The 22,854-nt window shown below is 40.6% G+C and carries 22 protein-coding genes; 3 read left to right on the forward strand and 19 right to left on the reverse strand.

All coding sequences use genetic code 11. The features are described 5' to 3' along the window. Nucleotides 1-77: 77 nt before the first annotated feature. The 5 genes from NSU02_RS18735 to prfA form a co-directional block, all read right to left on the reverse strand. The gene (locus tag NSU02_RS18735; RefSeq protein ID WP_094244718.1) at nucleotides 78-1,121 is read right to left on the reverse strand and encodes an L-threonylcarbamoyladenylate synthase; all 1,044 of its coding nucleotides are present in this window, start codon (nucleotides 1,119-1,121) and stop codon (nucleotides 78-80) included. Between the two features lie 174 nt (nucleotides 1,122-1,295). Further along, nucleotides 1,296-1,727, reverse strand: a complete 432-nt coding sequence (locus tag NSU02_RS18740; protein WP_339193588.1) for a hypothetical protein — start codon at nucleotides 1,725-1,727, stop codon at nucleotides 1,296-1,298. Nucleotides 1,728-1,791: 64 nt separating this feature from the next. Then, nucleotides 1,792-2,436: a stage II sporulation protein R gene (gene spoIIR / locus NSU02_RS18745; RefSeq protein ID WP_063389029.1), complete on the reverse strand. Its 645-nt coding sequence runs from the start codon at nucleotides 2,434-2,436 to the stop codon at nucleotides 1,792-1,794. A 114-nt stretch (nucleotides 2,437-2,550) separates the two neighbouring features. Then, nucleotides 2,551-3,411, reverse strand: coding sequence for a peptide chain release factor N(5)-glutamine methyltransferase (gene prmC / locus NSU02_RS18750; protein WP_339193590.1), 861 nt, complete (start codon nucleotides 3,409-3,411; stop codon nucleotides 2,551-2,553). A gap of 3 nt (nucleotides 3,412-3,414) precedes the next feature. Beyond that, nucleotides 3,415-4,485, reverse strand: coding sequence for a peptide chain release factor 1 (gene prfA / locus NSU02_RS18755; RefSeq protein WP_063389031.1), 1,071 nt, complete (start codon nucleotides 4,483-4,485; stop codon nucleotides 3,415-3,417). A 562-nt stretch (nucleotides 4,486-5,047) separates the two neighbouring features. On the opposite strand from prfA, the gene NSU02_RS18760 reads away from it, so the two are divergent. Next, the gene (locus NSU02_RS18760; RefSeq protein WP_339193592.1) at nucleotides 5,048-5,557 is read left to right on the forward strand and encodes a MerR family transcriptional regulator; all 510 of its coding nucleotides are present in this window, start codon (nucleotides 5,048-5,050) and stop codon (nucleotides 5,555-5,557) included. 88 nt (nucleotides 5,558-5,645) lie between these two features. Here NSU02_RS18760 and NSU02_RS18765 read toward each other — a convergent pair whose 3' ends face one another. The 9 genes from NSU02_RS18765 to NSU02_RS18805 all read right to left on the reverse strand — a co-directional run bounded on the left by NSU02_RS18765 (nucleotide 5,646) and on the right by NSU02_RS18805 (nucleotide 13,526). Next, complete coding sequence (locus NSU02_RS18765) at nucleotides 5,646-6,077, reverse strand: hypothetical protein (protein ID WP_066251326.1); 432 nt, start codon at nucleotides 6,075-6,077, stop codon at nucleotides 5,646-5,648. 134 nt (nucleotides 6,078-6,211) lie between these two features. Continuing rightward, on the reverse strand, nucleotides 6,212-6,784 hold the full coding sequence (locus NSU02_RS18770) for a thymidine kinase (protein WP_063389034.1): 573 nt from the start codon (nucleotides 6,782-6,784) through the stop codon (nucleotides 6,212-6,214). An 85-nt stretch (nucleotides 6,785-6,869) separates the two neighbouring features. Continuing rightward, on the reverse strand, nucleotides 6,870-7,070 hold the full coding sequence (gene rpmE, locus NSU02_RS18775; RefSeq protein ID WP_063389035.1) for a 50S ribosomal protein L31: 201 nt from the start codon (nucleotides 7,068-7,070) through the stop codon (nucleotides 6,870-6,872). 137 nt (nucleotides 7,071-7,207) lie between these two features. Further along, a complete protein-coding gene (gene rho, locus NSU02_RS18780) occupies nucleotides 7,208-8,485 on the reverse strand; it encodes a transcription termination factor Rho (protein ID WP_339193595.1) in 1,278 nt (425 codons plus the stop codon). A gap of 273 nt (nucleotides 8,486-8,758) precedes the next feature. Then, entirely contained in the window at nucleotides 8,759-9,724 is a 966-nt protein-coding gene (gene glpX, locus NSU02_RS18785) for a class II fructose-bisphosphatase (protein ID WP_063389037.1), read from the reverse strand. A 62-nt stretch (nucleotides 9,725-9,786) separates the two neighbouring features. Beyond that, a complete protein-coding gene (locus NSU02_RS18790; RefSeq protein ID WP_339193597.1) occupies nucleotides 9,787-11,076 on the reverse strand; it encodes a UDP-N-acetylglucosamine 1-carboxyvinyltransferase in 1,290 nt (429 codons plus the stop codon). Between the two features lie 285 nt (nucleotides 11,077-11,361). After that, a complete protein-coding gene (fsa, locus tag NSU02_RS18795) occupies nucleotides 11,362-12,003 on the reverse strand; it encodes a fructose-6-phosphate aldolase (protein ID WP_066251329.1) in 642 nt (213 codons plus the stop codon). A gap of 113 nt (nucleotides 12,004-12,116) precedes the next feature. Then, nucleotides 12,117-12,977 carry a class II fructose-bisphosphate aldolase gene (locus tag NSU02_RS18800; RefSeq protein WP_063389040.1) on the reverse strand — a complete coding sequence of 287 codons (861 nt, stop codon included), beginning with the start codon at nucleotides 12,975-12,977 and terminating at the stop codon, nucleotides 12,117-12,119. A gap of 177 nt (nucleotides 12,978-13,154) precedes the next feature. Next, a complete protein-coding gene (locus NSU02_RS18805) occupies nucleotides 13,155-13,526 on the reverse strand; it encodes a response regulator (RefSeq protein ID WP_063389041.1) in 372 nt (123 codons plus the stop codon). A gap of 178 nt (nucleotides 13,527-13,704) precedes the next feature. Between NSU02_RS18805 and NSU02_RS18810 the strand changes: the two genes are divergently transcribed. After that, on the forward strand, nucleotides 13,705-14,223 hold the full coding sequence (locus tag NSU02_RS18810) for a DUF2529 domain-containing protein (protein ID WP_063389042.1): 519 nt from the start codon (nucleotides 13,705-13,707) through the stop codon (nucleotides 14,221-14,223). A gap of 429 nt (nucleotides 14,224-14,652) precedes the next feature. Here the strand turns inward: NSU02_RS18810 and NSU02_RS18815 are convergent, their stop codons facing one another. The 3 genes from NSU02_RS18815 to NSU02_RS18825 form a co-directional block, all read right to left on the reverse strand. Then, complete coding sequence (locus NSU02_RS18815; RefSeq protein ID WP_063389043.1) at nucleotides 14,653-16,257, reverse strand: CTP synthase; 1,605 nt, start codon at nucleotides 16,255-16,257, stop codon at nucleotides 14,653-14,655. Between the two features lie 203 nt (nucleotides 16,258-16,460). Then, the gene (rpoE, locus tag NSU02_RS18820; RefSeq protein WP_117016863.1) at nucleotides 16,461-17,015 is read right to left on the reverse strand and encodes a DNA-directed RNA polymerase subunit delta; all 555 of its coding nucleotides are present in this window, start codon (nucleotides 17,013-17,015) and stop codon (nucleotides 16,461-16,463) included. Nucleotides 17,016-17,307: 292 nt separating this feature from the next. Further along, a complete protein-coding gene (locus NSU02_RS18825) occupies nucleotides 17,308-19,425 on the reverse strand; it encodes a (Fe-S)-binding protein (RefSeq protein ID WP_311066663.1) in 2,118 nt (705 codons plus the stop codon). A gap of 222 nt (nucleotides 19,426-19,647) precedes the next feature. On the opposite strand from NSU02_RS18825, the gene NSU02_RS18830 reads away from it, so the two are divergent. After that, on the forward strand, nucleotides 19,648-20,172 hold the full coding sequence (locus NSU02_RS18830; protein WP_063389046.1) for an RNA polymerase sigma factor: 525 nt from the start codon (nucleotides 19,648-19,650) through the stop codon (nucleotides 20,170-20,172). Between the two features lie 518 nt (nucleotides 20,173-20,690). Here NSU02_RS18830 and argS read toward each other — a convergent pair. Next, nucleotides 20,691-22,367, reverse strand: a complete 1,677-nt coding sequence (argS, locus tag NSU02_RS18835) for an arginine--tRNA ligase (protein WP_339193600.1) — start codon at nucleotides 22,365-22,367, stop codon at nucleotides 20,691-20,693. Next, complete coding sequence (locus tag NSU02_RS18840) at nucleotides 22,368-22,793, reverse strand: DUF1934 domain-containing protein (RefSeq protein ID WP_063389048.1); 426 nt, start codon at nucleotides 22,791-22,793, stop codon at nucleotides 22,368-22,370. It abuts the gene before it with no gap. Nucleotides 22,794-22,854 lie beyond the last annotated feature (61 nt).

The raw sequence follows: 22,854 nt of genomic DNA on the forward strand, positions 1-22,854 counted from the left end.
TGTTAAACAAAGGATCAGAAAGTCTGGACTCAAAAAAACCGGCCTGAGCGCCGATTTTTGTTCAAGGCATTAAAAGTTTACCGTTCTTTTATGATCCGGTGGGATGCAGCTTTTAACAAGCGATTCATAATAGCTTGTCCAACTCCTTCCGCAGGAAACGCTTCGCTGAATAATACATCCAGCTGTTCTTCATTAAACTTTCTGAGCGAATCATACAGTGCGCTGGCAACTGTTCGCAAATCGCTTCTTTTTCCGCAGACAACAATTTTATCCGCACTGTAAAAACGACTATTTTCTTCAGTTGTCAACACCCCGACTTTTTTTTCTTTTTCTTTCTCTTTTTGTATTAATTGTTCAATAAATTCTTTGCTTCCATCGACAATCGTTAAAGGAGCATCAGGTGCATAATGTGTATATTTCATGCCCGGCGCTTTCGGCATTTCCTCCTGATTCAGCAGCGCAGCATCTATGCGCACCGAACCGATGACTTCTTCTAATTGCTGCTTTGTAACACTACCTGGACGCAGGATCACTGGAATATCCTCGGTGCAGTCAAGTACTGTTGATTCTACGCCAAGTCCAGTAGGGCCTGCATCGACAATTCCCGGGATTCGCCCTTCGAGATCATCCATGACATGTTTAGCAGAAGTGGGACTTGGCTTTCCGGAAAGATTGGCGCTCGGAGCTGCAATCGGCAGATTTGCTGCTTCGATTAATGCTAATGCTGCAGGGTGATCCGGCATGCGCACTGCTACTGTTGATAATCCTGCTGTGGCAAGATTCGACAGACCTTCTTTTTTTGGCAAAACAAGGGTGAGCGGGCCTGGCCAAAAACGGTCAATTAATGGATCAATCCAATCGGGATAGCTATCCACAATCTCTGTTAACTGTTCTTTTTTAGCAATGTGGATAATTAACGGATTATCGCTCGGTCTTCCTTTCGCGCTATAAATTTTTGCTACTGCTTCATCGCTTTTCGCGTTTGCTCCTAGTCCATAGACTGTTTCTGTTGGAAAGGCAACCAATTCATTTTTTTTCAATAGTTCGGCTGCCTGAACAATTTGTGGAGAATTTTTTGTAACATGCTCTAAATTATCCACAATCCAATGCTTCGTTTTCATTTCGTTTACTCCTTTGCTAATACATGAACGAGTGTTATGAATCTTTCTAAGCAATAGTGAAACTGTTCAATTATTTTTCAAGAACAAGCTTTATCCACAAATTGTGGATAAAGCTGTTGATTGCAGTGGATAAATATTGTGGATATTGTGTATAATTTATACGTATCCCTAGCGTTATTTTACCATAAACTCTACATTTGGAACGGATACCAACTGATTCATCAGATTTGACGCAAGCATGTGGGAAGGCAATTCATCCGCTTGAATCCTCTTGAATCCCAATATTTCTAATAACTCTGCTACAGAATTTTTGTTGACTGCAAAATAAATATTTTTCAAACGAAACTGTTCCATTAATAAGTCTGCCGATTTTAATAGGGAAATGATATGTCCTTGATTCAAATTGCTGGACACAACGCAAGAGCGGAGGAGACCATCCTGATTGATGACTTCCATTCCTAGACATCCCGCTATTTCACCATGATCAGTCTCCATAATAATAAAATGGCTGTTGTCGAAGCCTTCCGTGGAAACGCCCGCTTGATCTGCAAATTGTTGAATGGTTTTTACGTCTTCCCTTTCCGCAAACCGCAATGAATAATACACGCTTTCACCCCTTTTATTCGGACAAATCTAGTAATCAATGTATGAGGCAAAAGCTGAATTAGACCTATGAAAACAGATTTGTAAACCATTCTACTAAGAAAAATTTCACTTCTACTTCCTCATCATGTTCTTCAGGAGCGAATAAGTTTTTTGTTTTCTCTAATTTCTTTTCTTCTTTTACTTTATCCTTTTCTTCATCCTGTTGAATAGCTTCACCGCTTGAAAAGTCGACAAAGCAAAGCGGCGGAAACAACACACACCACCAGTTGGCTCCTTTTCCTTCTCCAAGAGTGATCAATATGGCTTCATAGTTTCCAGCCGGATAAAGGAAATTTCCATAAAGCTTTGTCGGAAATTGAATTTTTTTAAACTCCACTGTAAAGGATTGGCTGCTGTTTTCCTGTTTTAAAACGCTTTGGACGATATCTTTAATTTCTGGTATTTTTGCTCGAATGATTTTACGCGCCTCTTCAATCGAAGTTAGATCCTGAACCCATTGATTAATTGCTTCATTGACCGCATTCCGAACATTCCGTTTTAAAGCTTGATCTTCCGGAGAATCGCTATTTGCTAAAATTCGCAGACGAATGGCTTCGTCAGGAATGATCACCGTCTCATTTTGTTTTGCGTCTGTCGGCATTTCATAAGCTGTTAATAGGCTGCCAAACAGCATTAAAAAAATATATATAACAGATAATTTCTTTTTCATCGTTTTTCCTCTCCCTTCAGTACGTCATTATCGACAGAAGAGAGAGATCTTAAACATAAAATTGGTTCAGATTTGAAGTTTGCTAGAAAAGGAGGGAATGGCTCGAAAAGCTTATTATAACGAAAGGACAGCAAATACTTTCCGTTCTTTTCCATTCATATCGTATTCAATTTGTACCTCTGCTTTTGGAAACCTATTCTCTAGCATGCTTTTCACATCTTTTCCTTGCCCGTGCCCGATTTCAAATGCGATTAATCCAGGGTAGCGGATCACATCTGGAAGCTGCTCCACAATTTTTCGATAATACAAAAGGCCGTCCGCTCCTCCTGAAAGCGCTAATGTCGGCTCCCAGTCCTTTACAACCGTTGACAGCTCCATGATTTCTTCATCCGGAATATACGGCGGATTGGACACAACAACATCCGCTTTTTGCTTTGCATTTATAATAGGGTTCAGCAAATCGCCTTGATAAAAATGCACATTAGCACAAAGCTTTTCGTTATTTTCTTTTGCCACTGCAAGCGCTTTTTCGGAAATATCGGTGGCAGACACGCGCATTTTTTTATTTTCAAGAGCCAATGTGACGGCAATAGCACCGCTCCCCGTGCCAATATCTACAACATCGATTTGCTCCCTTTCAGAAAATAAACGTTCAGAGCGGAGCAGCACGCCTTGAACTAGCTCTTCCGTTTCCGGTCTCGGAATCAATACATGCTCGTTCACCTTAAAAGGGCGGCCGTAAAATTGTTCGCAGCCGATAATATATTGCACAGGCATCCCTTGAGCATGTTTTTGCACGTCCTGCTGAAAGATTTCCCATACTTGTTTGTCAATATCCATTCTTAAATCGGCAAGCAAGCTCGCCCGACTTTTCTTCATATGATGCAAAAGCAGCAATTCTCCCGCATTCTCATCTCTTCCCGCTTGTTTTAAAAAAGAAGAAGCCCATTTGAGGGCTTCGAAAACTTTCGGCATGGTTTACTCCCCTTGGGATTGCAGTTTTTTCGCTTGATCTTCTAAAATGAGGGCATCGATAATTTCATCCAATTTTCCTTCTAGGATGAGATCAAGCTTTTGTAATGTGAGACCGATGCGATGGTCTGTAACTCTGTTTTGCGGGAAGTTGTACGTACGAATGCGTTCCGATCGATCACCGGTTCCAACAGCAAGCTTTCGGTTTTGATCGTATTCCGCTTGCGCTTCTTGGCGGTATTTATCTAAAATGCGGGCACGCAAAACCTTCATGGCTTTCTCTTTATTTTTTATTTGCGATTTTTCATCCTGGCAGGATACGACAATTCCGGTTGGAATGTGTGTTAAACGTACAGCTGACATCGTAGTGTTAACGCTTTGTCCTCCAGGACCGCTTGATGCGAATGTATCAACACGGATATCTTTCTCGTTAATTTCTACTTCTACCTCTTCCGCTTCCGGCAAACAGGCGACTGTTGCAGTTGACGTATGAATTCTGCCTCCCGATTCCGTCTCCGGTACCCGCTGCACGCGATGGGCACCGTTTTCAAATTTTAATTTGGAATAGGCTCCTTTTCCTGTAATCATAAAAATGATCTCTTTATAGCCGCCAGTCCCGGTCGTGTTTGCTTCCATCACTTCTATTTTCCAGCCTTTATCTTCCGCATACCTAGTATACATGCGGTAAAGGTCTGCAGCAAAAAGCGCTGCTTCCTCTCCGCCTGCTGCACCGCGGATCTCCATGATAACGTTCTTTTCATCGTTTGGATCTTTTGGAAGCAATAAAATTTTTAATTGCTCAATCAGCTCGCTTTCCCGCGCTTCAAGCTCTGCCAGTTCCTCTTTTACCATTGCCCGCATTTCTGGATCAAGCTTTTCTTCAAGCATGCTTTTTGCATCTTCTAGCTGCTCTCTTACCTTTTTATATTCACGGTAAACTTCAACCGTTTCTTGAAGATCAGATTGTTCTTTCGAATATTCGCGCAGCTTTTTCGGATCGTTGACAACCTCCGGATCCATTAAAAGCTCATTCAATTTTTCATATCGGTCTTCAACCGCTTGCAAACGTTCTAACACGGAATTTCACCTCTATTTTTAATCATAGCCCACTCATAGGGAAACTCCTATGTGGTGCACCGTTTGTAACTTTCTAAATTATAGTATAGGAAACTGTACCAGTCAAAAACAACCGTTTTTAACAATTGGGAAGCAAAAAAGCTTTTTTCGATATGCGATGCTGCAAAGTCGATTTTACAGGTTCGGACGGCTTTTATAATCACATCAAGGTTTTGTTAAAAAGCGATGAATCAATCCAATATGCCGCCATCATTTGTACCAAACTAGCAACCTTTTAAAATTTTTCGTTTTTGATCTAGAGTGCAGGACAAAATCAAGTCGGCTGACAGACAAAACCAGATGTATGCGGACGAATGATTCTGCCATGAAATAGAATCAGCGGCCGAATGGAACAGAATATATTTTTTGAAGCTCTCGCAGTTTCAAACGTTCGGATAATTGCCGGCTCCTCTGTCGATATTCTAGAACTTTTGCCGGATGACCGCTTGTTTTGTCAAACAGGAAGGGTTCTCCTATAAAAAGCTGAATATGTATATTATGATCGTTTGAAAGGGGAGGTTCGATGAATACAACCGATGCTGCCAAAAAAATCGGTGTTTCTCCGAAAACAGTTCAGCGCTGGATCAAACAGCTTAATCTTCCAATGGAACGGAACGAACTTGGACATTATATGTTTTCTGACGAGGATATCACCTTGCTCAAAGAAGTTCACAATCAAATAAAACAAGGAGTTCCAATGCAACAAGTAATAGTAAAAGCGAAAAGAAAAGAATCGGCTAAAAATGCTGGTGGAACGGTTTCGAACGAATTGTTGAAAAAAATAGCGGATCTGGAGCAAATGATCTATTCAAAAGCTGACGATGTCGTGTCATATCAGCTTTTAGTGCAAAGAAAGGAAATTGAAGAGCTGACAGGAAGGATCGAGACGCTCGAAAGAAAAATAAAAGAGCTTGAAAGCAAAAAAAATATGCCTGAACTTCAAATGTCTTCACTTCAAACGTCTTCGATTGATAAACCCCGAAAAAAGAAGGCAGTATATAAAACGCTGCTTAGCTCCATTTTCGGTTTATAAGCCCGTCTTCATGACACACACTCGATACACGAAATCAATTTTCGATTTATAAGTTCTTTATAAAACTCGCTCAATCGGTGAACGAGTTTTATTTTTTATTGATTAACTGAACATGCAAGTTGTATCGGGGCAGTGCGCGCTGCAACTTGTCATACAGCTCCTTTTGCCGGTTTTCGCGTTGTTGTTCCGTCAATTTTTGTGATGTATAAATAACCGCCCAAGCATCGTCCCCATTTGTCCAAAAAGAATCGAGCTCTAAACCTTTTTCAGTTTCCAGTGTACGGACGATTTGTTCTTTTGCCTCCCTGATCGTCAAGGGGCTGTTCGCAATATTTATGTTTGGATTTTGTGTTTGCTGGTCGACCACATCTCCTGTATTTTCAGGCTTAACGTCCCTCGTCATCAGGTTGGATCCATTATGATCGAGATTTAATGAGCGATTATCTGATATTTTATCCGCCGTTCCACACCCTGACAGTAAATATATTGCCGCCAAAATGAATGGTATCAATATTCGCATAAAAAGCACCTCCTGTTCTTAAGGTGCCCAAAAGGATCAGCTCTTTTAAATGAAAATATTTCCTTATCGTAAGATTCTCTTCATCACACCTTGCCGACAACGTTTCTTCCCATCTAATGCAAATAAGCAATGATTCATAACGGCGGATTCGCGTGGCACTTTCGGCAGACAGGATAGTACTTGTCATTTCCTCCGATTTGGATTTGCTCACCCGAATATACTGGTTTGCCGTTGTCGTCAATCCGTAAATTCATTGTTGCTTTCCTTTCGCAGAACCAGCAAATCGTTTTCATTTCTTCAATTTTATCCGCAAAAAGCAACAAATATTTGCTTCCTTCGAAAAGTTCGTTTTGAAAATCGTTTTTCAATCCAAACGCCATTGCGGGAATATTCAATTTATCAACAATGTCTGCGAGTTCAAGTACATGCTTTTTCTTTAAAAATTGCGCCTCATCCACTAGCACACAGTACGGCTTAGGCTGATACTCCTTCACAATTTGAAAAATATTCGTATCATCGTAGATCGGTATCGCTTTTCGTCTGAAGCCAATTCTGCTTGATACATATCCAACTTCATCACGAGTATCAATAGCAGATGTGAAAATCAGCACCGATTTGTTTTGTTCTTCATAGTTATGAGCAACCTTTAAAATTTCGATGGATTTGCCGCTGTTCATTGCCCCATATTTAAAAAACAATTGCGCCATATTTAAAAATCTCTCCCTGTTTTATAAAACATGCAAAATAAGTGAAAAAAACAGGCAGAATGAAAAGACTGCCTGTTTTGCAAAATTATTTAAGACCGTATTTTTTGTTAAATTTGTCTACACGTCCGGCTGCAGTTGCAAATTTTTGACGGCCTGTATAGAACGGATGGCATTCAGAACAAATTTCAACGCGCACCTCGTCTTTAACAGAACCGCTTTCAAATTCGTTTCCGCAAGCACATTTTACGAGTACTCTTTTATAATTTGGATGAATTCCCGGTTTCATAGTTTTCAACTCCTTTACGCCCTGAATCATTCGAAACAGAGTTTATCTATTCGGAAACGTGCAATTACTTCACGCTTCAACATTCTTAAACACACATGAAAAAATTATAACAAGGGTTTACAAGAAATGCAACATAGTTAGAAACTTTTTATGCCAGTTGTTTTCCATTCTTCTTTAAGCATTTCAAAAAACTCTTCATTTGATTTCGTCATGCGCATTTTCTTTAAGAAGCGTTCAGCAAAATCGATCTGATCCGACATAGATTTTCGAATCGCCCATAGCATTTCTAAATGCTCTTTCGGAATTAACAACTCTTCTTTTCGTGTACCGGAACGGCGAATATCGATGGCAGGGAATATTCTCCTTTCCGCTAATGAACGATCAAGATGAAGCTCCATATTTCCCGTTCCTTTAAATTCTTCGTAAATGACATCATCCATTCGCGATCCCGTATCTACAAGCGCAGTTGCCAATATCGTCAAGCTGCCGCCTTCCTCAATATTCCGCGCCGCCCCAAAAAACCGCTTCGGACGGTGAAACGCGGCAGGGTCAATTCCTCCTGACAACGTTCGGCCGCTAGGCGGAATGACCAGGTTATACGCACGGGCCAGACGGGTTATGCTGTCCATTAAAATAATGACATCCCGTTTATGCTCCACAAGACGCATCGCTCGTTCAAGAACGAGTTCAGCGACTTTAATATGATTCTCCGGCACCTCATCGAAAGTTGAGCTTACGACATCCCCTTTTACAGAACGTTCAATATCGGTTACCTCTTCGGGACGTTCGTCAATTAGCAGCACAATCAGCTCAGCCTCAGGATGGTTCGTCGTAATAGCATTGGCAATTTCTTTTAAAAGCATTGTTTTTCCTGCTTTAGGTGGGGCCACAATTAAACCGCGCTGCCCAAAGCCAACTGGTGTAATTAAATCCATAATTCTTGTTGATAAATTTTTAGGTTCGGTTTCCAACTTCATTTGTCTATTTGGATAAAGTGGAGTAAGACCCGGGAAATGGACGCGTTCTTTCGCAGATTCGGGGTCGTCGCCATTTACCGCTTCAACGTGCAGCAAACCGTAATATCGTTCATTTTCTTTTGGCGGGCGGACTTTTCCAGATACTTTATCGCCGTTTCTTAAATCAAAACGGCGGATTTGCGAGGCTGAAATATAAATATCTTCCGCGCTGGGAGAATAGTTAATTGGACGCAGAAAACCAAATCCTTCAGAAGGAATGATTTCTAAGACGCCTTCCATAAAAAGCAAATCTTCTTTCTCCGCATTTGCTTTTAATATTGCAAAGATTAACTCCTTTTTCGTTAATTTGCTGTAATATGAAATTTTAAATTGACGTGCTAGTTCATACAACTCTTTTAATTTCATATTTTCAAGAGTTGAAATGGAAATCTCGCTCATACTTACACCACGCTTTTCTTACCATATTCAAAATGTCTCACGTTTCGTTCTTCCATCCATTAAAATTATGTTGTTTGAAAATGTAAGGACAAATGGATTGAGAAGGAGGCAGGAAGGTAGGAAGCTTAAAAGCAGAAATCTTTTTATAACAACCTCTTTATTTTTACCTTATTTTTTTACTTTTCGCAATACATTTCAAGCTAAAAAACAGCGGAAAGTATTTTGAAGGGTATTATTTTTAAAAAGCAGAGGAGATCTATTCGTCTCCTCTCACTAAGATCGAATAACTAAATTCGGTTTTTTATTCAAAGAATGGCGGCCATCGATAAAGCGAACTGTTCCGGATTTCGCACGCATCACAACAGAATGAGTCGTTGCAATAGAGCTTTTGAATTGCACACCTTTTAACAGCTCGCCATCCGTTACACCTGTTGCAGCAAAAATCGCATCATCGCCTTTTACTAAATCTTCCATTCGGAGAGTTTTGTTTACATCAATCCCCATTTTTTTACATCGTTCCAGCTCTTGGTCATTTTGCGGCAGCAGCTTTCCTTGTATTTCTCCTCCTAAACATTTTAAAGCAACTGCTGCCAACACTCCTTCAGGAGCCCCTCCAGATCCGAACAAAATATCAACGCCCGTATGGTCAAAGGCGGTATTAATTGCCGCAGCGACATCGCCGTCATTGATCAGTTTAATGCGAACACCCGCTTCTCGAAGGGTTTGAATAATATGCTCATGTCTTTTTCGATTTAAAACAGTTGCTACAACATCTTCGATATCTTTATTTTTCGCCTTTGCAACAGCTTTTAAATTGTCGATAATCGGAGCATCAATATCTATGCACCCGACAGCTTCAGGCCCTACTGCAATTTTGTCCATATACATATCTGGCGCATGAAGCATGTTCCCATGGTCGGCTACCGCTATAACAGCAAGTGCGTTCCAGCCGCCTGACGCCACAATATTGGTTCCTTCCAATGGATCTACGGCGACATCGACACGCGGGCCGTAGCCGTTGCCAAGCTTCTCCCCAATATACAGCATCGGAGCCTCGTCCATTTCTCCTTCTCCAATCACGACTGTTCCTTTCATCGGGATCGTATCTAGAACGGTTCGCATTGCTGAGGTCGCGGCATCATCCGCCTCATCTTTTTTGCCGCGGCCCATCCAACGTGCAGACGCAAGGGCAGCAGCTTCTGTCACACGTACAAGTTCCATTGATAAACTTCTTTCCATTTTGTGTTCCTCCCCCTTTGGTGCCATTTCATCCAAAAATGTTGATTTGAACTTGTCGATTCTTATGAATTTTGCAATTGCTGAATTTCTTTGTCAGTTAATTTCTCCCTCCATATTTTGGCGCCAATCCCGGCAAGTTTTTCTTCCAAATGGCTATATCCGCGATCAATATGATCGATGCCAGTTACCTCTGTTATGCCATCGGCCATTAAACCCGCTGCAACAAGCGATGCTCCTGCCCGAAGATCGCTCGCTTTTACTTTCGCACCTTGAAGAGTTGACGGACCTGTTATGATCGCAGACCGACCTTCCACTTTGATTTGAGCACCCATTCTTCTTAATTCATCAATATGTTTGAATCTTGAAGAGTAAATGGTATCCGTCACCATGCTCGTTCCGTTCGCCTGTGTCAAAAGCGTTGTCATAGGCTGCTGCAAATCGGTTGGAAATCCCGGGTAAACGAGAGTTTTTATATCGACAGGCTTTAATTCTTTATTTCGACGGGCGATATAAACTTGATCATCGCTCGTTTCGACATGGACCCCCATTTCCCGAAGCTTCGCAATAAGGGATTCAAGATGAAGAGGTATGACATTGTCAACGATGAGCTCTTCCGCAATGCCGGCACCGATAATCATATACGTCCCTGCTTCAATTCGATCCGGAATAATCGAATGACGGCAGCCATGCAGCTTTTCAACCCCATCGATCCGGATGACGTCCGTTCCGGCTCCTTTTATCTTTGCCCCCATGCTGGATAATAAAGTTGCAACATCAATGATTTCAGGTTCTTTTGCAGCATTTTCAATAATTGTCCGCCCTTTTGCCAAGACCGCTGCAAGCATGATATTAATAGTGGCACCCACGCTGACTACATCGAGAAAAATTCGAGCTCCTCTAAGCTCATCCGCCCGCAAATAAATGGCACCATGCTCATTTGTTACAGAAGCACCTAAAGCTTCAAACCCTTTTATGTGCTGGTCGATTGGTCTCGGGCCTAAATGACAGCCGCCGGGAAGCCCGATCACCGCTTTTTTAAACCGGCCAAGCATCGCTCCCATTAAATAATAAGAGGCTCTCAGCTTTTTCACTTTTCCGTTTGGAAGCGGCATTGAAAGCATGCTTGTCGGATCGACTGTAATATCGTTTTGATGAAACGAAACTTTGCCCCCTATTTCCTCCAATAAATCGCCCAAAATATGTACATCAGATATATCCGGAAGCCCTTCAATCGTAACGGATGAGCTTGCTAAAATTGTTGCTGGAATCAATGCTACTGCGCTATTTTTGGCGCCGCTTACCTTCACCGTACCTTTCAACTTCTGCCCGCCTGCAACTTTTAACTTTTCCATAGCAGTCTCCCTTCTTGTGACCTAACAGTTTGCTAAAGAAAACGGGATCCAGATTTTCTTTAACAAACTGTCATGATGAAAAGCCCTCTTTACACATTGATTACCATTTGTTGAAAAATACATACGAAAAGGCGGCAATTTTATTGTACACAAATAGATAGGGCATGACAAAACGTTCATCAGAAAAACGAGCAGATTCTACTCCTTCAGGCGTTACAGCAAGTCAAAAGACCGGATTCTGCGGCAAAAAATTTTTCAAACGGGGGAAATCCCCCGTTTTATCATTTATCGATTGTTCCAGTCTGCTAAAAATTTCTCAATACCTTGATCAGTCAGCGGATGTTTGAACAGCTGCATCAACACTTTATAAGGAATCGTGGCAATATGAGCTCCGCGCAATGCTGCCTCAGTTACATGCTGCGGATGACGGATGGAAGCAGCAATAATTTTCGTATCAATGCCATGAATATCAAATATTTGGGAGATTTCCGAAATGAGATTCAATCCATTATGACCGATGTCATCTAACCGACCTAAAAAAGGAGAAACATATGTAGCACCTGCTCTTGCAGCTAGTAGCGCTTGATTGGCGTTAAAAATAAGCGTCACGTTTGTATGAATTCCTAATTCTGAGAATTTTTTGACCGCTTTTAGACCATCAGGGGTCATAGGAACTTTTATCGTAATATTTGGTGCAATTTTAGCTAATTCTTGACCTTCCTTAATCATTTCTTCCGCTTTAGTTGAGATGACTTCCGCGCTGACAGATCCGGAAACAATGGATGTAATTTCTTTCAATCTTTCTTCAAACGTTACGCCTTTTTCTTTTGCAACCAAGCTAGGGTTAGTTGTTACTCCTGACAAAACGCCTAGTGATTGAGCTTCCTTAATTTCTTCGATATTTGCTGTATCAATAAAAAATAACATGCCTAGTACCTCCCTTATGTGATCGCTTTCGCAAAAACAAGAAACGAAACCGCCATACTTCATAAAAGAAAGGCGGCCGTTAATTGCATAAAGAAATATGAAACCTTATCTATTTATTCTGCTTTTCCGGATGAACCGAATTCGCGCATTTTGCCTTTAACTGTTTCTTTAATGGCTTCCCGGGCAGGACCTAAATATTTGCGCGGATCATACATATCCGGATTTTCTGCCAAAACTTCGCGTACGCGTTTAGCAGATGCTATTTGGTTTTCTGTATTAACGTTAATTTTCGCAGTTCCTAAAGAAATTGCTCTTTGAATATCCTTTGTCGGAATTCCTGTTCCCCCGTGCAGTACCAATGGAACGCCAGTCCGGTTGCTGATTTCCTCCATTTCTTTAAAGCCTAGGTTCGGCTCTCCTTTATACGGACCGTGAACAGATCCCAATGCAGGAGCTAGGCAATCAATACCTGTCCGTTTTACAAGCTCTTCACATTCATTTGGATCAGCGTAAATAATTCCTTCTCCTACTACGTCATCTTCCTGTCCGCCGACAACACCTAATTCCGCTTCAACAGAAACACCATGTAGATGAGCAAGCTCCACTACTTTGGAAGTTAAAGCGACATTCTCTTCAAAAGGATGATGAGAGGCATCGATCATAACAGAAGTAAAGCCGGCATGAATAGCTTTTGCACATGATTCAAAGCTTGAGCCGTGATCTAAATGGATGGCAACTGGAACGGTAATTTTATAATCTTCCATCAAACCTTTTACCATGTTCACAACCGTTTTAAAACCGCCCATATAGCGACCAGCGCCTTCAGAAACGCCTAAAATAACCGGTGATTTTTCTTCTTCTGCTGCTTGCAGAATTGCTTGTGTGAACTCGAGATTGTTTAAATTAAACTGTCCTACAGCATAGCCGTTTTCTTTTGCACGATTTAACATTTCAGTCATTGAAACTAAGGGCATCGAAAAATCCTCCTTAAATTAAGTAGCCTATGTTGCGATTAGCGAAAAGCTCAAATCTAGCATGACCTGAGCAAGAAAAATGTATGTATGATGCCAATCATCTTTTCTTACTAAATAGAATACCAACTTATGAGGATTTCGGCAACTTTATCCCGATAAATTCATGGATTATACACTTTATTTCGCTCGGGAAGGCAAATATTTTCTCACTGTATCCCGCAGCTCGTCAATGTCAAACGGCTTGGCGAAGTGTGTTAATGCCCCTAAATCTTTCGCTTCCTGAATCATATCCAATTCTCCATACGCGGTCATGATAATGACTCGTATATCAGGGTTAACCTTTTTTAGCCTTTTTAAAATTTCTATCCCGTCCATCCCTGGAATTTTCATGTCTAATAAAACGAGATCAGGGGAATGGTTTTCGGCTATTTCTAATGCCTGAAAACCGTTAGCAGCTTGAAAAGTTTGATAACCCTCTTTATTGAACACTTCATTCAGCAAAATCCGAATTCCGTATTGATCGTCGACAATTAAAATTTTCCCATCCATTTTTACACCTCTTAACTTAAACAAATGCAATACTTTTTAAAATTTTATTTAGTTATGTATTCTCGATTAAATTACAATTTCCTGCCAACCGGTTCACAAATTATTCATATTTTGATTCTTCGCCGCTTTTTCTTATTATATAAGCAGAGAACTTTGTATAAAGGTGGCTGATGATTGAATGTTAAAAATTTTTACGACACAATTAACAGGGTTTTTCCAAAGAATTCAAGAGAAAGAAAACAGCCAAATAGAAGATGCCGCACGTCTTCTGGCGCAGGCTGCAATCGGAGAAGGCGCCATTTATGTAAAAGGATGGGGAATTCTTGAAGGAATTTATGCCCAAGTTGAAAAAGGAGAATCCTTTCCGGCATGCAAGCCTTTGCCTGATGTGGATAACGTAACCGCAGCAGACCGCGTTCTCCTTTTCACTCCGTTTTCGACTGATCTTGATGCGATTGATACTGCGCAGCAATTGGCCGAAAAAGGGATTCCAACCGTTGGGGTTTCCGCAGCTGTTAACGGCGAAAAAAGCTTACAGCAATTTGTCGATATACATGTAGATTCCAAATTAACAAAACCCATTATTCCCACTGAACATAATGAACGAATCGGCTTCCCTGTGCTCATGACTTCATTATATGTTTACTACTGCTTATTTTTGACTGTGAAAGAAATATTGGAGGAACATGAAGAATAAACTTTACATGCAAGAAATGCGAAGAAATTGGCAAATCGCCAATTTCTTTTTTTATGAATTAGCATAGAAACCTATTGATTTCAAATTTAGTCCTCTCTTATACAGACTTTAGACCTTTATCAATACATTTTGTAGAGCAGAGAGGCTGATGACCTGTTTCATGATTTACAATGCGTTTTTATGAAAAATCGCGTATAAGTCTTTTTTGCGATACTCTAATAAAATTTTATGAAAAATGCGACGCCGTTTATAGGGATGGTTTTTAAATTTAGAACAGCGTCGATTTCCCGGCCGATTCTTTCTTCAAAATGAAAAACAAAGCCGCTGCTTTCGGAAATCAGTGAAAGATTTGTCGTAATAAAAAAATTTGTATTACGAGCAAAAAAAGGCTGTCTAACCAATCGTTCAGACAACCTTTTCTTTCATTTCTTATTGATTTTTCTTGTTTAGAGAAGCGTGAATGAACTCCCGGAAAAGAGGCTGCGGTCTAGTTGGCCGTGATGTAAACTCCGGATGGAATTGGGACGCAACAAACCAAGGGTGGTCTTGTAATTCAATGATTTCTACTAACCGTCCATCTGGACTTGTTCCGGAGAATACAAATCCGGCCTCTTCCATTTGCTGACGGAACTCATTGTTAAATTCGTACCGATGGCGATGACGTTCATAAATTACTTCATCGTTGTAGGCTTCATAAGCCTTTGTTCCTTCTTTCAATTTGCAAGGATATAAACCAAGACGGAGCGTTCCTCCTAAATCCTCTACTTCTTTTTGCTCCGGAAGCAAGTCAATAATCGGATATGGAGTGTTTGGATCAATTTCAGATGAATTCGCACCTTTTAATCCTAGAACGTTGCGGGCAAACTCGATCGAAGCTACCTGCATGCCAAGACAGATGCCAAGGAAAGGAATTTTTTGTTCGCGGGCGTATTGAGTCGCGATTATTTTCCCTTCCACTCCCCTGTCTCCAAATCCGCCAGGAACTAATATACCTTCAGCTCCCTGAAGCAAGTCTGCTACATTCTCCTTCGTAACATGCTCCGCATTGATCCAATCAATTTCCACATCGGCATCATAATAATATCCGGCATGCTTCAAAGCTTCCACAACGGAAATATAGGCGTCCTGAAGCTCGACATATTTGCCGACTAAGGCGATTTTGACTGTTTTTGATAAATTGCGGACTTTATTGACAAGCTCGATCCATTCCGTCATATCAGCTTGTCCGCATTGAAGATCCAAATAATCGCAAACAATTTGATCAAGGTTTTGTTCTTGCAATGCTAAAGGGACGCTGTAAAGAATATCGGCATCACGGCATTCAATGACAGCTTTCGGTTCAATGTCGCAGAACAAAGCAATTTTATCTTTCATCTCTTGGGAAATCGGCATTTCTGTGCGCACTACAATCACATTTGGCTGTATTCCCAATGAGCGCAATTCTTTCACACTATGCTGTGTCGGCTTTGTTTTCATTTCTCCTGCTGCTTTAATATATGGCACAAGAGTACAATGAATGTACATGACGTTTTTGCGGCCTGCTTCATTTTTCATTTGGCGGATGGCTTCCAAAAACGGCAATGATTCAATATCTCCGACGGTACCGCCGATTTCGGTAATAACGACATCAGCATTTGTTTCTCTGCCAGCGCGAAAAACGCGGTCTTTAATTTCATTCGTAATATGGGGGATGACTTGAACGGTTCCGCCTAAATAATCGCCTCTCCGTTCTTTTTTAATGACGGCCGAATAAATTTTTCCTGTTGTGACATTGCTGTACTTATTTAAATTAATATCAATAAAGCGCTCGTAATGGCCTAAATCGAGGTCAGTCTCAGCGCCGTCATCCGTCACGAACACTTCGCCATGCTGATACGGACTCATTGTCCCCGGATCAACATTGATATATGGATCGAATTTTTGAATCGTCACATTCAACCCGCGGTTTTTTAGAAGTCTGCCAAGAGATGCGGCAGTAATTCCTTTCCCTAAAGATGAAACAACGCCACCGGTTACAAAAATATACTTGGTCATGCAAAAATTCCCTCCAGTTGCAATCTATCCTTTTGTTAATTTGCACAAAATAAATCGTCAGAAGGCATCAACAAAAAAATATGAAAGCTCCCTTCCTTTTCGGAAAGGGAGCTTTCATATTGTAATTTGTTTTCCGTACTTTTAAAGCCCAATTAAAATATTAGCGAGGAAAACTATGAAAGTCAACCCTTAAATTTAGGACATTATTGTTCGTCCAATTCTTCCTCATCGAGATCGAAATCAGCATCCAACTCGTCATCTTCTACATCGTAATCATCGTCAATTAGTTCATCATCAAAGCTTTCATCATCTTCTTCGTCCTCAAAATCATCGTCTTCTTCATCAAGATCAAGCTCTTCTTCATCCACATAATCGTCAAGATCGTCATAGTCAAGATCGTCTTCAACCAAGTCTTCATAATCGTCAAGATCTTCTTCATCGTATGCAATCTTCGCTTTTTTCTTCTTCGTTTTAACCGTCGGCTGGGTTTCTTCTTCAATTTGATCGAGCGGATACCAGCTCTTAATGCCCCAGCTATTTTCCCCAATGCAAATAAATTTTCCATCTATATTTAAATCCGTATAAAACTGTGCAATGCGTTCGGTCGCTTCTTCCTCCGAAAGCCCTAATAAACTGCTAACTTCTTTCATTAATTCTTCAAACGGTATAGCTTGCCTTTTTTCGGAAAGAATAAGGTAAGCGATATCCACCATCGACATTTCTTTCAGCTGCTCCTGCGAGTATTGCGTTAAGCTCAAGGTCAGGCACTCCCTTTCTCGTCTTTCATCTATCTTTATTAAATGAAAGGGCAACGAAAATAGAATAAAGCATGATATAATTCCGAATGATGAAATGCCGCCCTTTCAGTGATGTACCATATGATACGTTTGCATACCATTCATTATAAACAAATTTTACAACTTTATGCTACCGTATTGTGTCTTGATTTTAAATTTTTTCGTCAAATTCCATTGTCTATCTTTCTATTTTTTAAAATCTTAAGGCGCCCTTGAGGCTCCTTTTAAAATTGCTTTCTATCTAATCATATCTTTATGAAATGAGCTCTTGCTCCTTCGATTCGCCAAAAACAGCTTTTTCCAGCAGCTCCGCTACATCATACGTTTTCACTTTATTTTCAACCTCTTTTGCTTTCGTTCCATCTGTCAGCATTGTTAGACAATATGGACATCCGGAGCTGATCACGCTTGGATTGACAGCCAGTGCTTGTTCGGTGCGCGCAACATTGACGCGCACTCCCGTGTCTTCTTCCATCCACATAAGGCCGCCGCCGGCTCCACAGCACATGCCCGTTTCCCGATTCCGTTCCATTTCAACAACTTTTACACCTGGAATGGATGCCAAAATTTCACGGGGCGGATCATAAATTTCGTTGTATCTTCCAAGGTAACAAGAATCGTGGAAAGTAATCGTTTCATTCACTTCATATTTCGGAACGAGCTTCTTTTCTTTCAACAGTTTTGCTAAAAGTTCTGTATGATGGTACACTTCAGCTTCAAAACCGAAATCCGGATATTCATTTTTAAATATGTTGTAAGCATGCGGGTCGATTGTAACAATTTTCTTCACATTATATTTTTCAAATTCGGCTATGTTGCTTGCAGCAAGCTCTTGAAATAAAAACTCATTGCCGAGGCGTCTCGGTGTGTCACCTGAATTTTTCTCTTTATTTCCTAATATAGCAAATTTCACACCTGCTTCGTTCAAAAGTTTAGCAAACGATAAAGCGATTTTTTGGCTGCGATTATCAAATGATCCCATGGAACCGACCCAGAATAAATATTCAAACTCCTCGCCTTGCTTTTTCAATTCCTTCACCGTTGGCACGTAGACATCTTCTCGTGATTTGCGCCAATTTTCCTTATCTTTGCGGTTTAGGCCCCACGGATTTCCTTGCCGCTCAATGTTTTGCATCGCCCGCTGCGCATCCGGATTCATTTTTCCTTCTGTTAATACAAGGTAGCGGCGCAGGTCAATGATTTTATCGACATGTTCGTTCATTACTGGACATTGGTCTTCACAATTCCGGCACGTCGTACATGCCCATATTTCTTCCTCTGAAATGACCTCCCCGATGAGGCTTGGATTGTAGTCAAGAGCCGCCGCCGCTTCACCTGTTCCCTTTTGCAGCGACTGAAGAGCCAGCTGATTTCCCATCGTATTTTGAAATGCAAAGGCAGGCACCCAAGGGGACTTGGAAGTGATGGCAGCCCCTTTATTTGTTAAATGATCCCGAAGCTTTATGATTAAATCCATCGGCGAAAGCATTTTTCCAGTACCAGTCGCCGGACACATATTTGTACACCGTCCGCATTCAACACAGGCGTACAAATCGAGAAGCTGCGTTTGCCGGAAATCTTCAATTTTTCCGACTCCATATGATGTTTGAGTTTCGTCTTCAAAATCAATTTTCTCCAACTTCCCTGGATTTGACAAACGACTTAAAAAAACATTGGCAGGTCCTGCAATTAAATGGGCATGTTTAGACTGAGGGACATACACTAAAAATGTGAGCAAAATGAGCAGGTGCACCCACCAAAAAACGTAAAAAATAACAGCGGCGCCTGTTTCACCGACAAAGCCCAGCAGGAAAGCAGCCGATGAGGCAACAGGTTCACTAAAGCTTCGTTCATATCCCCTCCAAATCATGTACATACCGTTTCCAAGCAGTACAGACAGCATTAATCCGCTGATAAAAACAAGGACAAGTCCGGATTTAAACCCTCGTTTTAAACGGACAAGCTTTTCAATGTATCGCCGGTAAAAAGCAGCAACTACCGCTACTAAAATAAGGAGGGTAACAATTTCTTGGAAAAAGGTGAAAATCGGGTACAACGGTCCGAAAGGCAAATGGCTCCCCGGAATCAGCCCTTTTAAAATGAAATCAATCGCACCGAATTGGACAAGAATAAAGCCGTAGAAAAAAATAACATGAACCCAGCCCATTTTCTTGTCTTTTAATAGTTTTTTCTGTCCGAACACATTGACCCAAATCCGTTCGAAACGTTCTTTTACCTTCCCGTCGAATTCTTCTTTTTTTCCAAGTTTGATATAAGCAATTCTAGTTTGAATTAAATAAATAAACAAATACACCGCGTAAACGGTTACAAGCAAAAACGCAAAAAAATTAATCCATAATAGTGTATTCATTATTCTCCCCCATTCATAAAATCCCCCTGTTGTATTTGACTGAAATTTCGGACGTTTCTTAATTATATTATATAATGAATGAACGTTCAGTCAATTCACCAAATCGTTGAAAATCGGAACCATTTTTCCTTTGTTTCGTATATAATGACAGTTATTTATTTCTAAAATATTGAACAAATTCCAAAATTTATTTGTTAATTTTGCTAGAGGAGTGCCGGAAAAATGGATACGACTGACATTGTCGGGCTCATTAAACAACACCATCATCAAATAAAAAAAACTGTCAAAAGGACTGTGAAAAACGAATCTCTTGTTGATGATATCGTCCAAGAAGTTTGTATTAAAATATATATATATTTTCAAACGAATGATATGCCTACCAATATCAGCGCTTGGATTACGACTGTCTCAAAAAATACAGCCACCGACCATCTTCGAAAAATTCAACGAAACAATCATTTGCTAAACCATCTGCAGCAAGAAGCAATTTTTCACAACTGCTCAGAATGGAATCCCGAATCCGAGGCCTTATTAAAACAAATGATTGAATATGTGCAAAATGCATTAAACGAAATGGATCCTAATACAAAAAAGATTATTCTATTGCGGCAGCAGGGATTATCCTATACAGAAATTGCCCAGCAGATGAATTTGCCTAAAAATACGGTGAAAACAAAAATTTTCCGCGGCCGAAAACAGTTAATGACATTTCTGCAAAAGAACGGGGTTTTTCAAAATGATTTATGAGGATGTTAGTTTTCAATATAACTAAGCGACCAATAATCTCTGCAACGACTGCCGGGCGTTTGCTGAACAACTCAAACAGCGTTCACATCGCTGTGGAAAACTCTCTTGACCTAGAAATAGAGCCTGCAATTTACTTTTGGATCGCGTTTTTTGTTTTTCGCTTTTTTCATTGTCTGCTTTTCCATAGTCTCAGCTGGTTCAGCCTCATTTCAAAAAGCAGTATGATGGATCCTGTTTAATACAGCAAAAAATGAATAAGCTCTTCCCTATCATAAACAAAATACAAAAGGGGTTATAACTCAACAAACAGCACAGCTGTCGGAAAATAAATAGCATGTCTCCTTCAGTTATATGCAAACAAAAAAGCAAAAAGCCCTTTTTCACACAATAACTTGTTGAAAAAAGGCTTTTTCTGCTCTCTTCGTTTTAACATCCTAGAAAATGAGGTGCGATTAGGTTGAAATCGGAAAGCATTCCTATTTCCCTTTTACTCGAATCATTTCCCACATCTAAATTCGTTACATTTTTTCAGGAGCGGAAACGCCAATTAAGGTAAGGGCATTTTTCAGCGTGATTTGCGTTGCTTTCATAAGAGCAAGCCGCGCCTTAGATTTCATTTCATTGCTTGCATCAAGCACCTTTTCTGCATTGTAGAAGCTGTGTAGCACAGATGCCAGCTCAAAAATGTAATTCGTAATCCGATGCGGAATTCTTTTCTCTGCGGCTTCAGCGACAACGCCAGGGAATTCACCAAGCTTTTTTAACAGCTCTATTTCTTTCTCAGATTGAATTTCATTCAAAAGATCGCTTTCGTTTGCATTGTAAGACAGGCCTTGCTCGTTTCCTTGGCGGAGAATGCTGCATACACGCGCATGAGCGTATTGTGCGTAATAGACAGGATTTTCATTTGATTCCGATACAGCCAAATCCAAGTCAAAATCCATATGCGAGTCGCCGCTTCTCATAGCAAAAAAGTAACGAACGGCATCCAAGCCGACTTCTTCGATCAATTCTCTCATCGTGACAGCCTTGCCAGTACGTTTTGACATTTTCACTTTTTCGCCGTTTTTAAAGAGGCTGACCATTTGCATAATTTCCACTTCAAGAACATTTTGATCATACCCCAGCGCCTGAATGGCTGCTTTCATTCTCGGTATATAGCCATGATGATCCGCGCCCCAAATGTTTATCAGCTTATCAAAGCCGCGATCCAATTTATCTTTATGATAAGCAATATCTGGTGTTAAATACGTATAAGACCCATCCTTCTTAATCAACACTCTATCTTTATCATCGCCAAATGCAGTAGAGCGGAACCATGTTGCCCCGTCTTGTTCATAAATGTGGCCGTTTTTCCGAAGCATGTCGAGCGCCTCATCAATTTTGCCACTTTTGTATAGGGATGTCTCAGAATACCAAACATCGAAGGAAACGCGAAATTCTTCGAGGTCTTTTCTAATTTTTTCAAGCTCATATTTCAGACCGAGGTCACGGAAAAATTGCAGCCGTTCTTCTTCGCTTTTTTCAAGCAGACTGTCGCCATATTCATCAGCAATTTTTTTTCCGATTTCCATAATATCTTGTCCATAGTACCCGTCTTCAGGCATTTCCGCTTCTTTTCCAAGCGCTTCTAAATATCTTGCCTCTACGGACAGAGCTAAATTGTGAATCTGATTTCCAGCGTCATTAATATAATATTCCCGGGTTACATCATACCCCGCTTTTTCTAAAATGTTGCAAAGAGAGTCGCCGAATGCTGCTCCGCGCGCATGCCCTAAGTGAAGATCTCCCGTCGGGTTTGCAGAAACGAACTCCACTTGGATTTTTTTACCTTCCCCAACATTTGATTCGCCGTATTTGTCACCCGCTTGAATAATGGCTGGAATCAACTTAGTTAAATATTCATTATTCATGAAAAAATTAATAAAGCCCGGACCAGCAATATCAATTTTTTCAATGGATGCTTTCGCTCGATCAAAATGTTGAACAATTTCCTCTGCAATCGCCCGAGGCGCTTTTTTAGCTATGCGAGCAAGCTGCATGGCCATGTTTGTTGAGTAATCGCCGTGTGCTTTTTCTTTCGGCACCTCTAAAATAACTTCCGGAATTTGCTCCTCTTCTGCGATGTTTGCTTTCAATACAGCATTTTTTATTTCTTGTTTCAGCTGCTCCTTTACTTCATCTACAATGTTCATTCAATGCTCCTCCTTCTTAAATTGAATGCTTAAACTGTGTAAACGAGGGGTATCTCCATTTATTTCGAGCAAATATTCTATGCTAAGTGTACCATGTTTTTCTTCATCTGTATGCCAGATAAGCGATTTTGTCTCTGCTGCGAGCTTCAGCGTCCCGTACGGTGTTTCATAATTGGCATACGTTTTTTGTCCCTGCTTGAAGCGCTGTCTTAAGCGAATGCCTCCGGAACGTATGAGAGTCGTTTCCTTTTCGCTGATTTTGATTAACGTCTTAACGGTTTCATCATCTTGAATCTCATCATAAACCAAATAAAAAGTGTGCTGCTTTTTGAAAAATTCCCCGGTTGTATAAAATTCAATCCGCTCTTCTTCTGTTTGATTTTGAAAAATCTTGTTTTGAACATAAATTTGAACAGGTACGCGCATGTCTTTATATCATCCTTTTTAGGGATTTATTCTATATTTTAGTGGAAATCATTTGCTGTTA

The sequence above is a fragment of the Aeribacillus sp. FSL W8-0870 genome (assembly GCF_037963755.1).
Taxonomy (GTDB): domain Bacteria; phylum Bacillota; class Bacilli; order Bacillales; family Aeribacillaceae; genus Aeribacillus; species Aeribacillus composti.

What these genes read in the sequence shown, in the direction of transcription:
- NSU02_RS18825 (WP_311066663.1), bottom strand. Translation starts at nt 19,425, where the DNA reads ATGAATACACTATTATGGATTAATTTTTTTGCGTTTTTGCTTGTAACC.
- NSU02_RS18815 (WP_063389043.1), bottom strand. Translation starts at nt 16,257, where the DNA reads ATGACCAAGTATATTTTTGTAACCGGTGGCGTTGTTTCATCTTTAGGG.
- fsa (WP_066251329.1), bottom strand. Translation starts at nt 12,003, where the DNA reads ATGTTATTTTTTATTGATACAGCAAATATCGAAGAAATTAAGGAAGCT.
- argS (WP_339193600.1), bottom strand. Translation starts at nt 22,367, where the DNA reads ATGAACATTGTAGATGAAGTAAAGGAGCAGCTGAAACAAGAAATAAAA.
- rho (WP_339193595.1), bottom strand. Translation starts at nt 8,485, where the DNA reads ATGAGCGAGATTTCCATTTCAACTCTTGAAAATATGAAATTAAAAGAG.
- NSU02_RS18810 (WP_063389042.1), top strand. Translation starts at nt 13,705, where the DNA reads ATGTTAAAAATTTTTACGACACAATTAACAGGGTTTTTCCAAAGAATT.
- NSU02_RS18830 (WP_063389046.1), top strand. Translation starts at nt 19,648, where the DNA reads ATGGATACGACTGACATTGTCGGGCTCATTAAACAACACCATCATCAA.
- NSU02_RS18805 (WP_063389041.1), bottom strand. Translation starts at nt 13,526, where the DNA reads ATGGATGGGAAAATTTTAATTGTCGACGATCAATACGGAATTCGGATT.
- NSU02_RS18735 (WP_094244718.1), bottom strand. Translation starts at nt 1,121, where the DNA reads ATGAAAACGAAGCATTGGATTGTGGATAATTTAGAGCATGTTACAAAA.
- spoIIR (WP_063389029.1), bottom strand. Translation starts at nt 2,436, where the DNA reads ATGAAAAAGAAATTATCTGTTATATATATTTTTTTAATGCTGTTTGGC.
- NSU02_RS18760 (WP_339193592.1), top strand. Translation starts at nt 5,048, where the DNA reads ATGAATACAACCGATGCTGCCAAAAAAATCGGTGTTTCTCCGAAAACA.
- prmC (WP_339193590.1), bottom strand. Translation starts at nt 3,411, where the DNA reads ATGCCGAAAGTTTTCGAAGCCCTCAAATGGGCTTCTTCTTTTTTAAAA.
- NSU02_RS18765 (WP_066251326.1), bottom strand. Translation starts at nt 6,077, where the DNA reads ATGCGAATATTGATACCATTCATTTTGGCGGCAATATATTTACTGTCA.
- NSU02_RS18840 (WP_063389048.1), bottom strand. Translation starts at nt 22,793, where the DNA reads ATGCGCGTACCTGTTCAAATTTATGTTCAAAACAAGATTTTTCAAAAT.
- NSU02_RS18800 (WP_063389040.1), bottom strand. Translation starts at nt 12,977, where the DNA reads ATGCCCTTAGTTTCAATGACTGAAATGTTAAATCGTGCAAAAGAAAAC.
- rpmE (WP_063389035.1), bottom strand. Translation starts at nt 7,070, where the DNA reads ATGAAACCGGGAATTCATCCAAATTATAAAAGAGTACTCGTAAAATGT.
- NSU02_RS18790 (WP_339193597.1), bottom strand. Translation starts at nt 11,076, where the DNA reads ATGGAAAAGTTAAAAGTTGCAGGCGGGCAGAAGTTGAAAGGTACGGTG.
- glpX (WP_063389037.1), bottom strand. Translation starts at nt 9,724, where the DNA reads ATGGAAAGAAGTTTATCAATGGAACTTGTACGTGTGACAGAAGCTGCT.
- NSU02_RS18770 (WP_063389034.1), bottom strand. Translation starts at nt 6,784, where the DNA reads ATGGCGCAATTGTTTTTTAAATATGGGGCAATGAACAGCGGCAAATCC.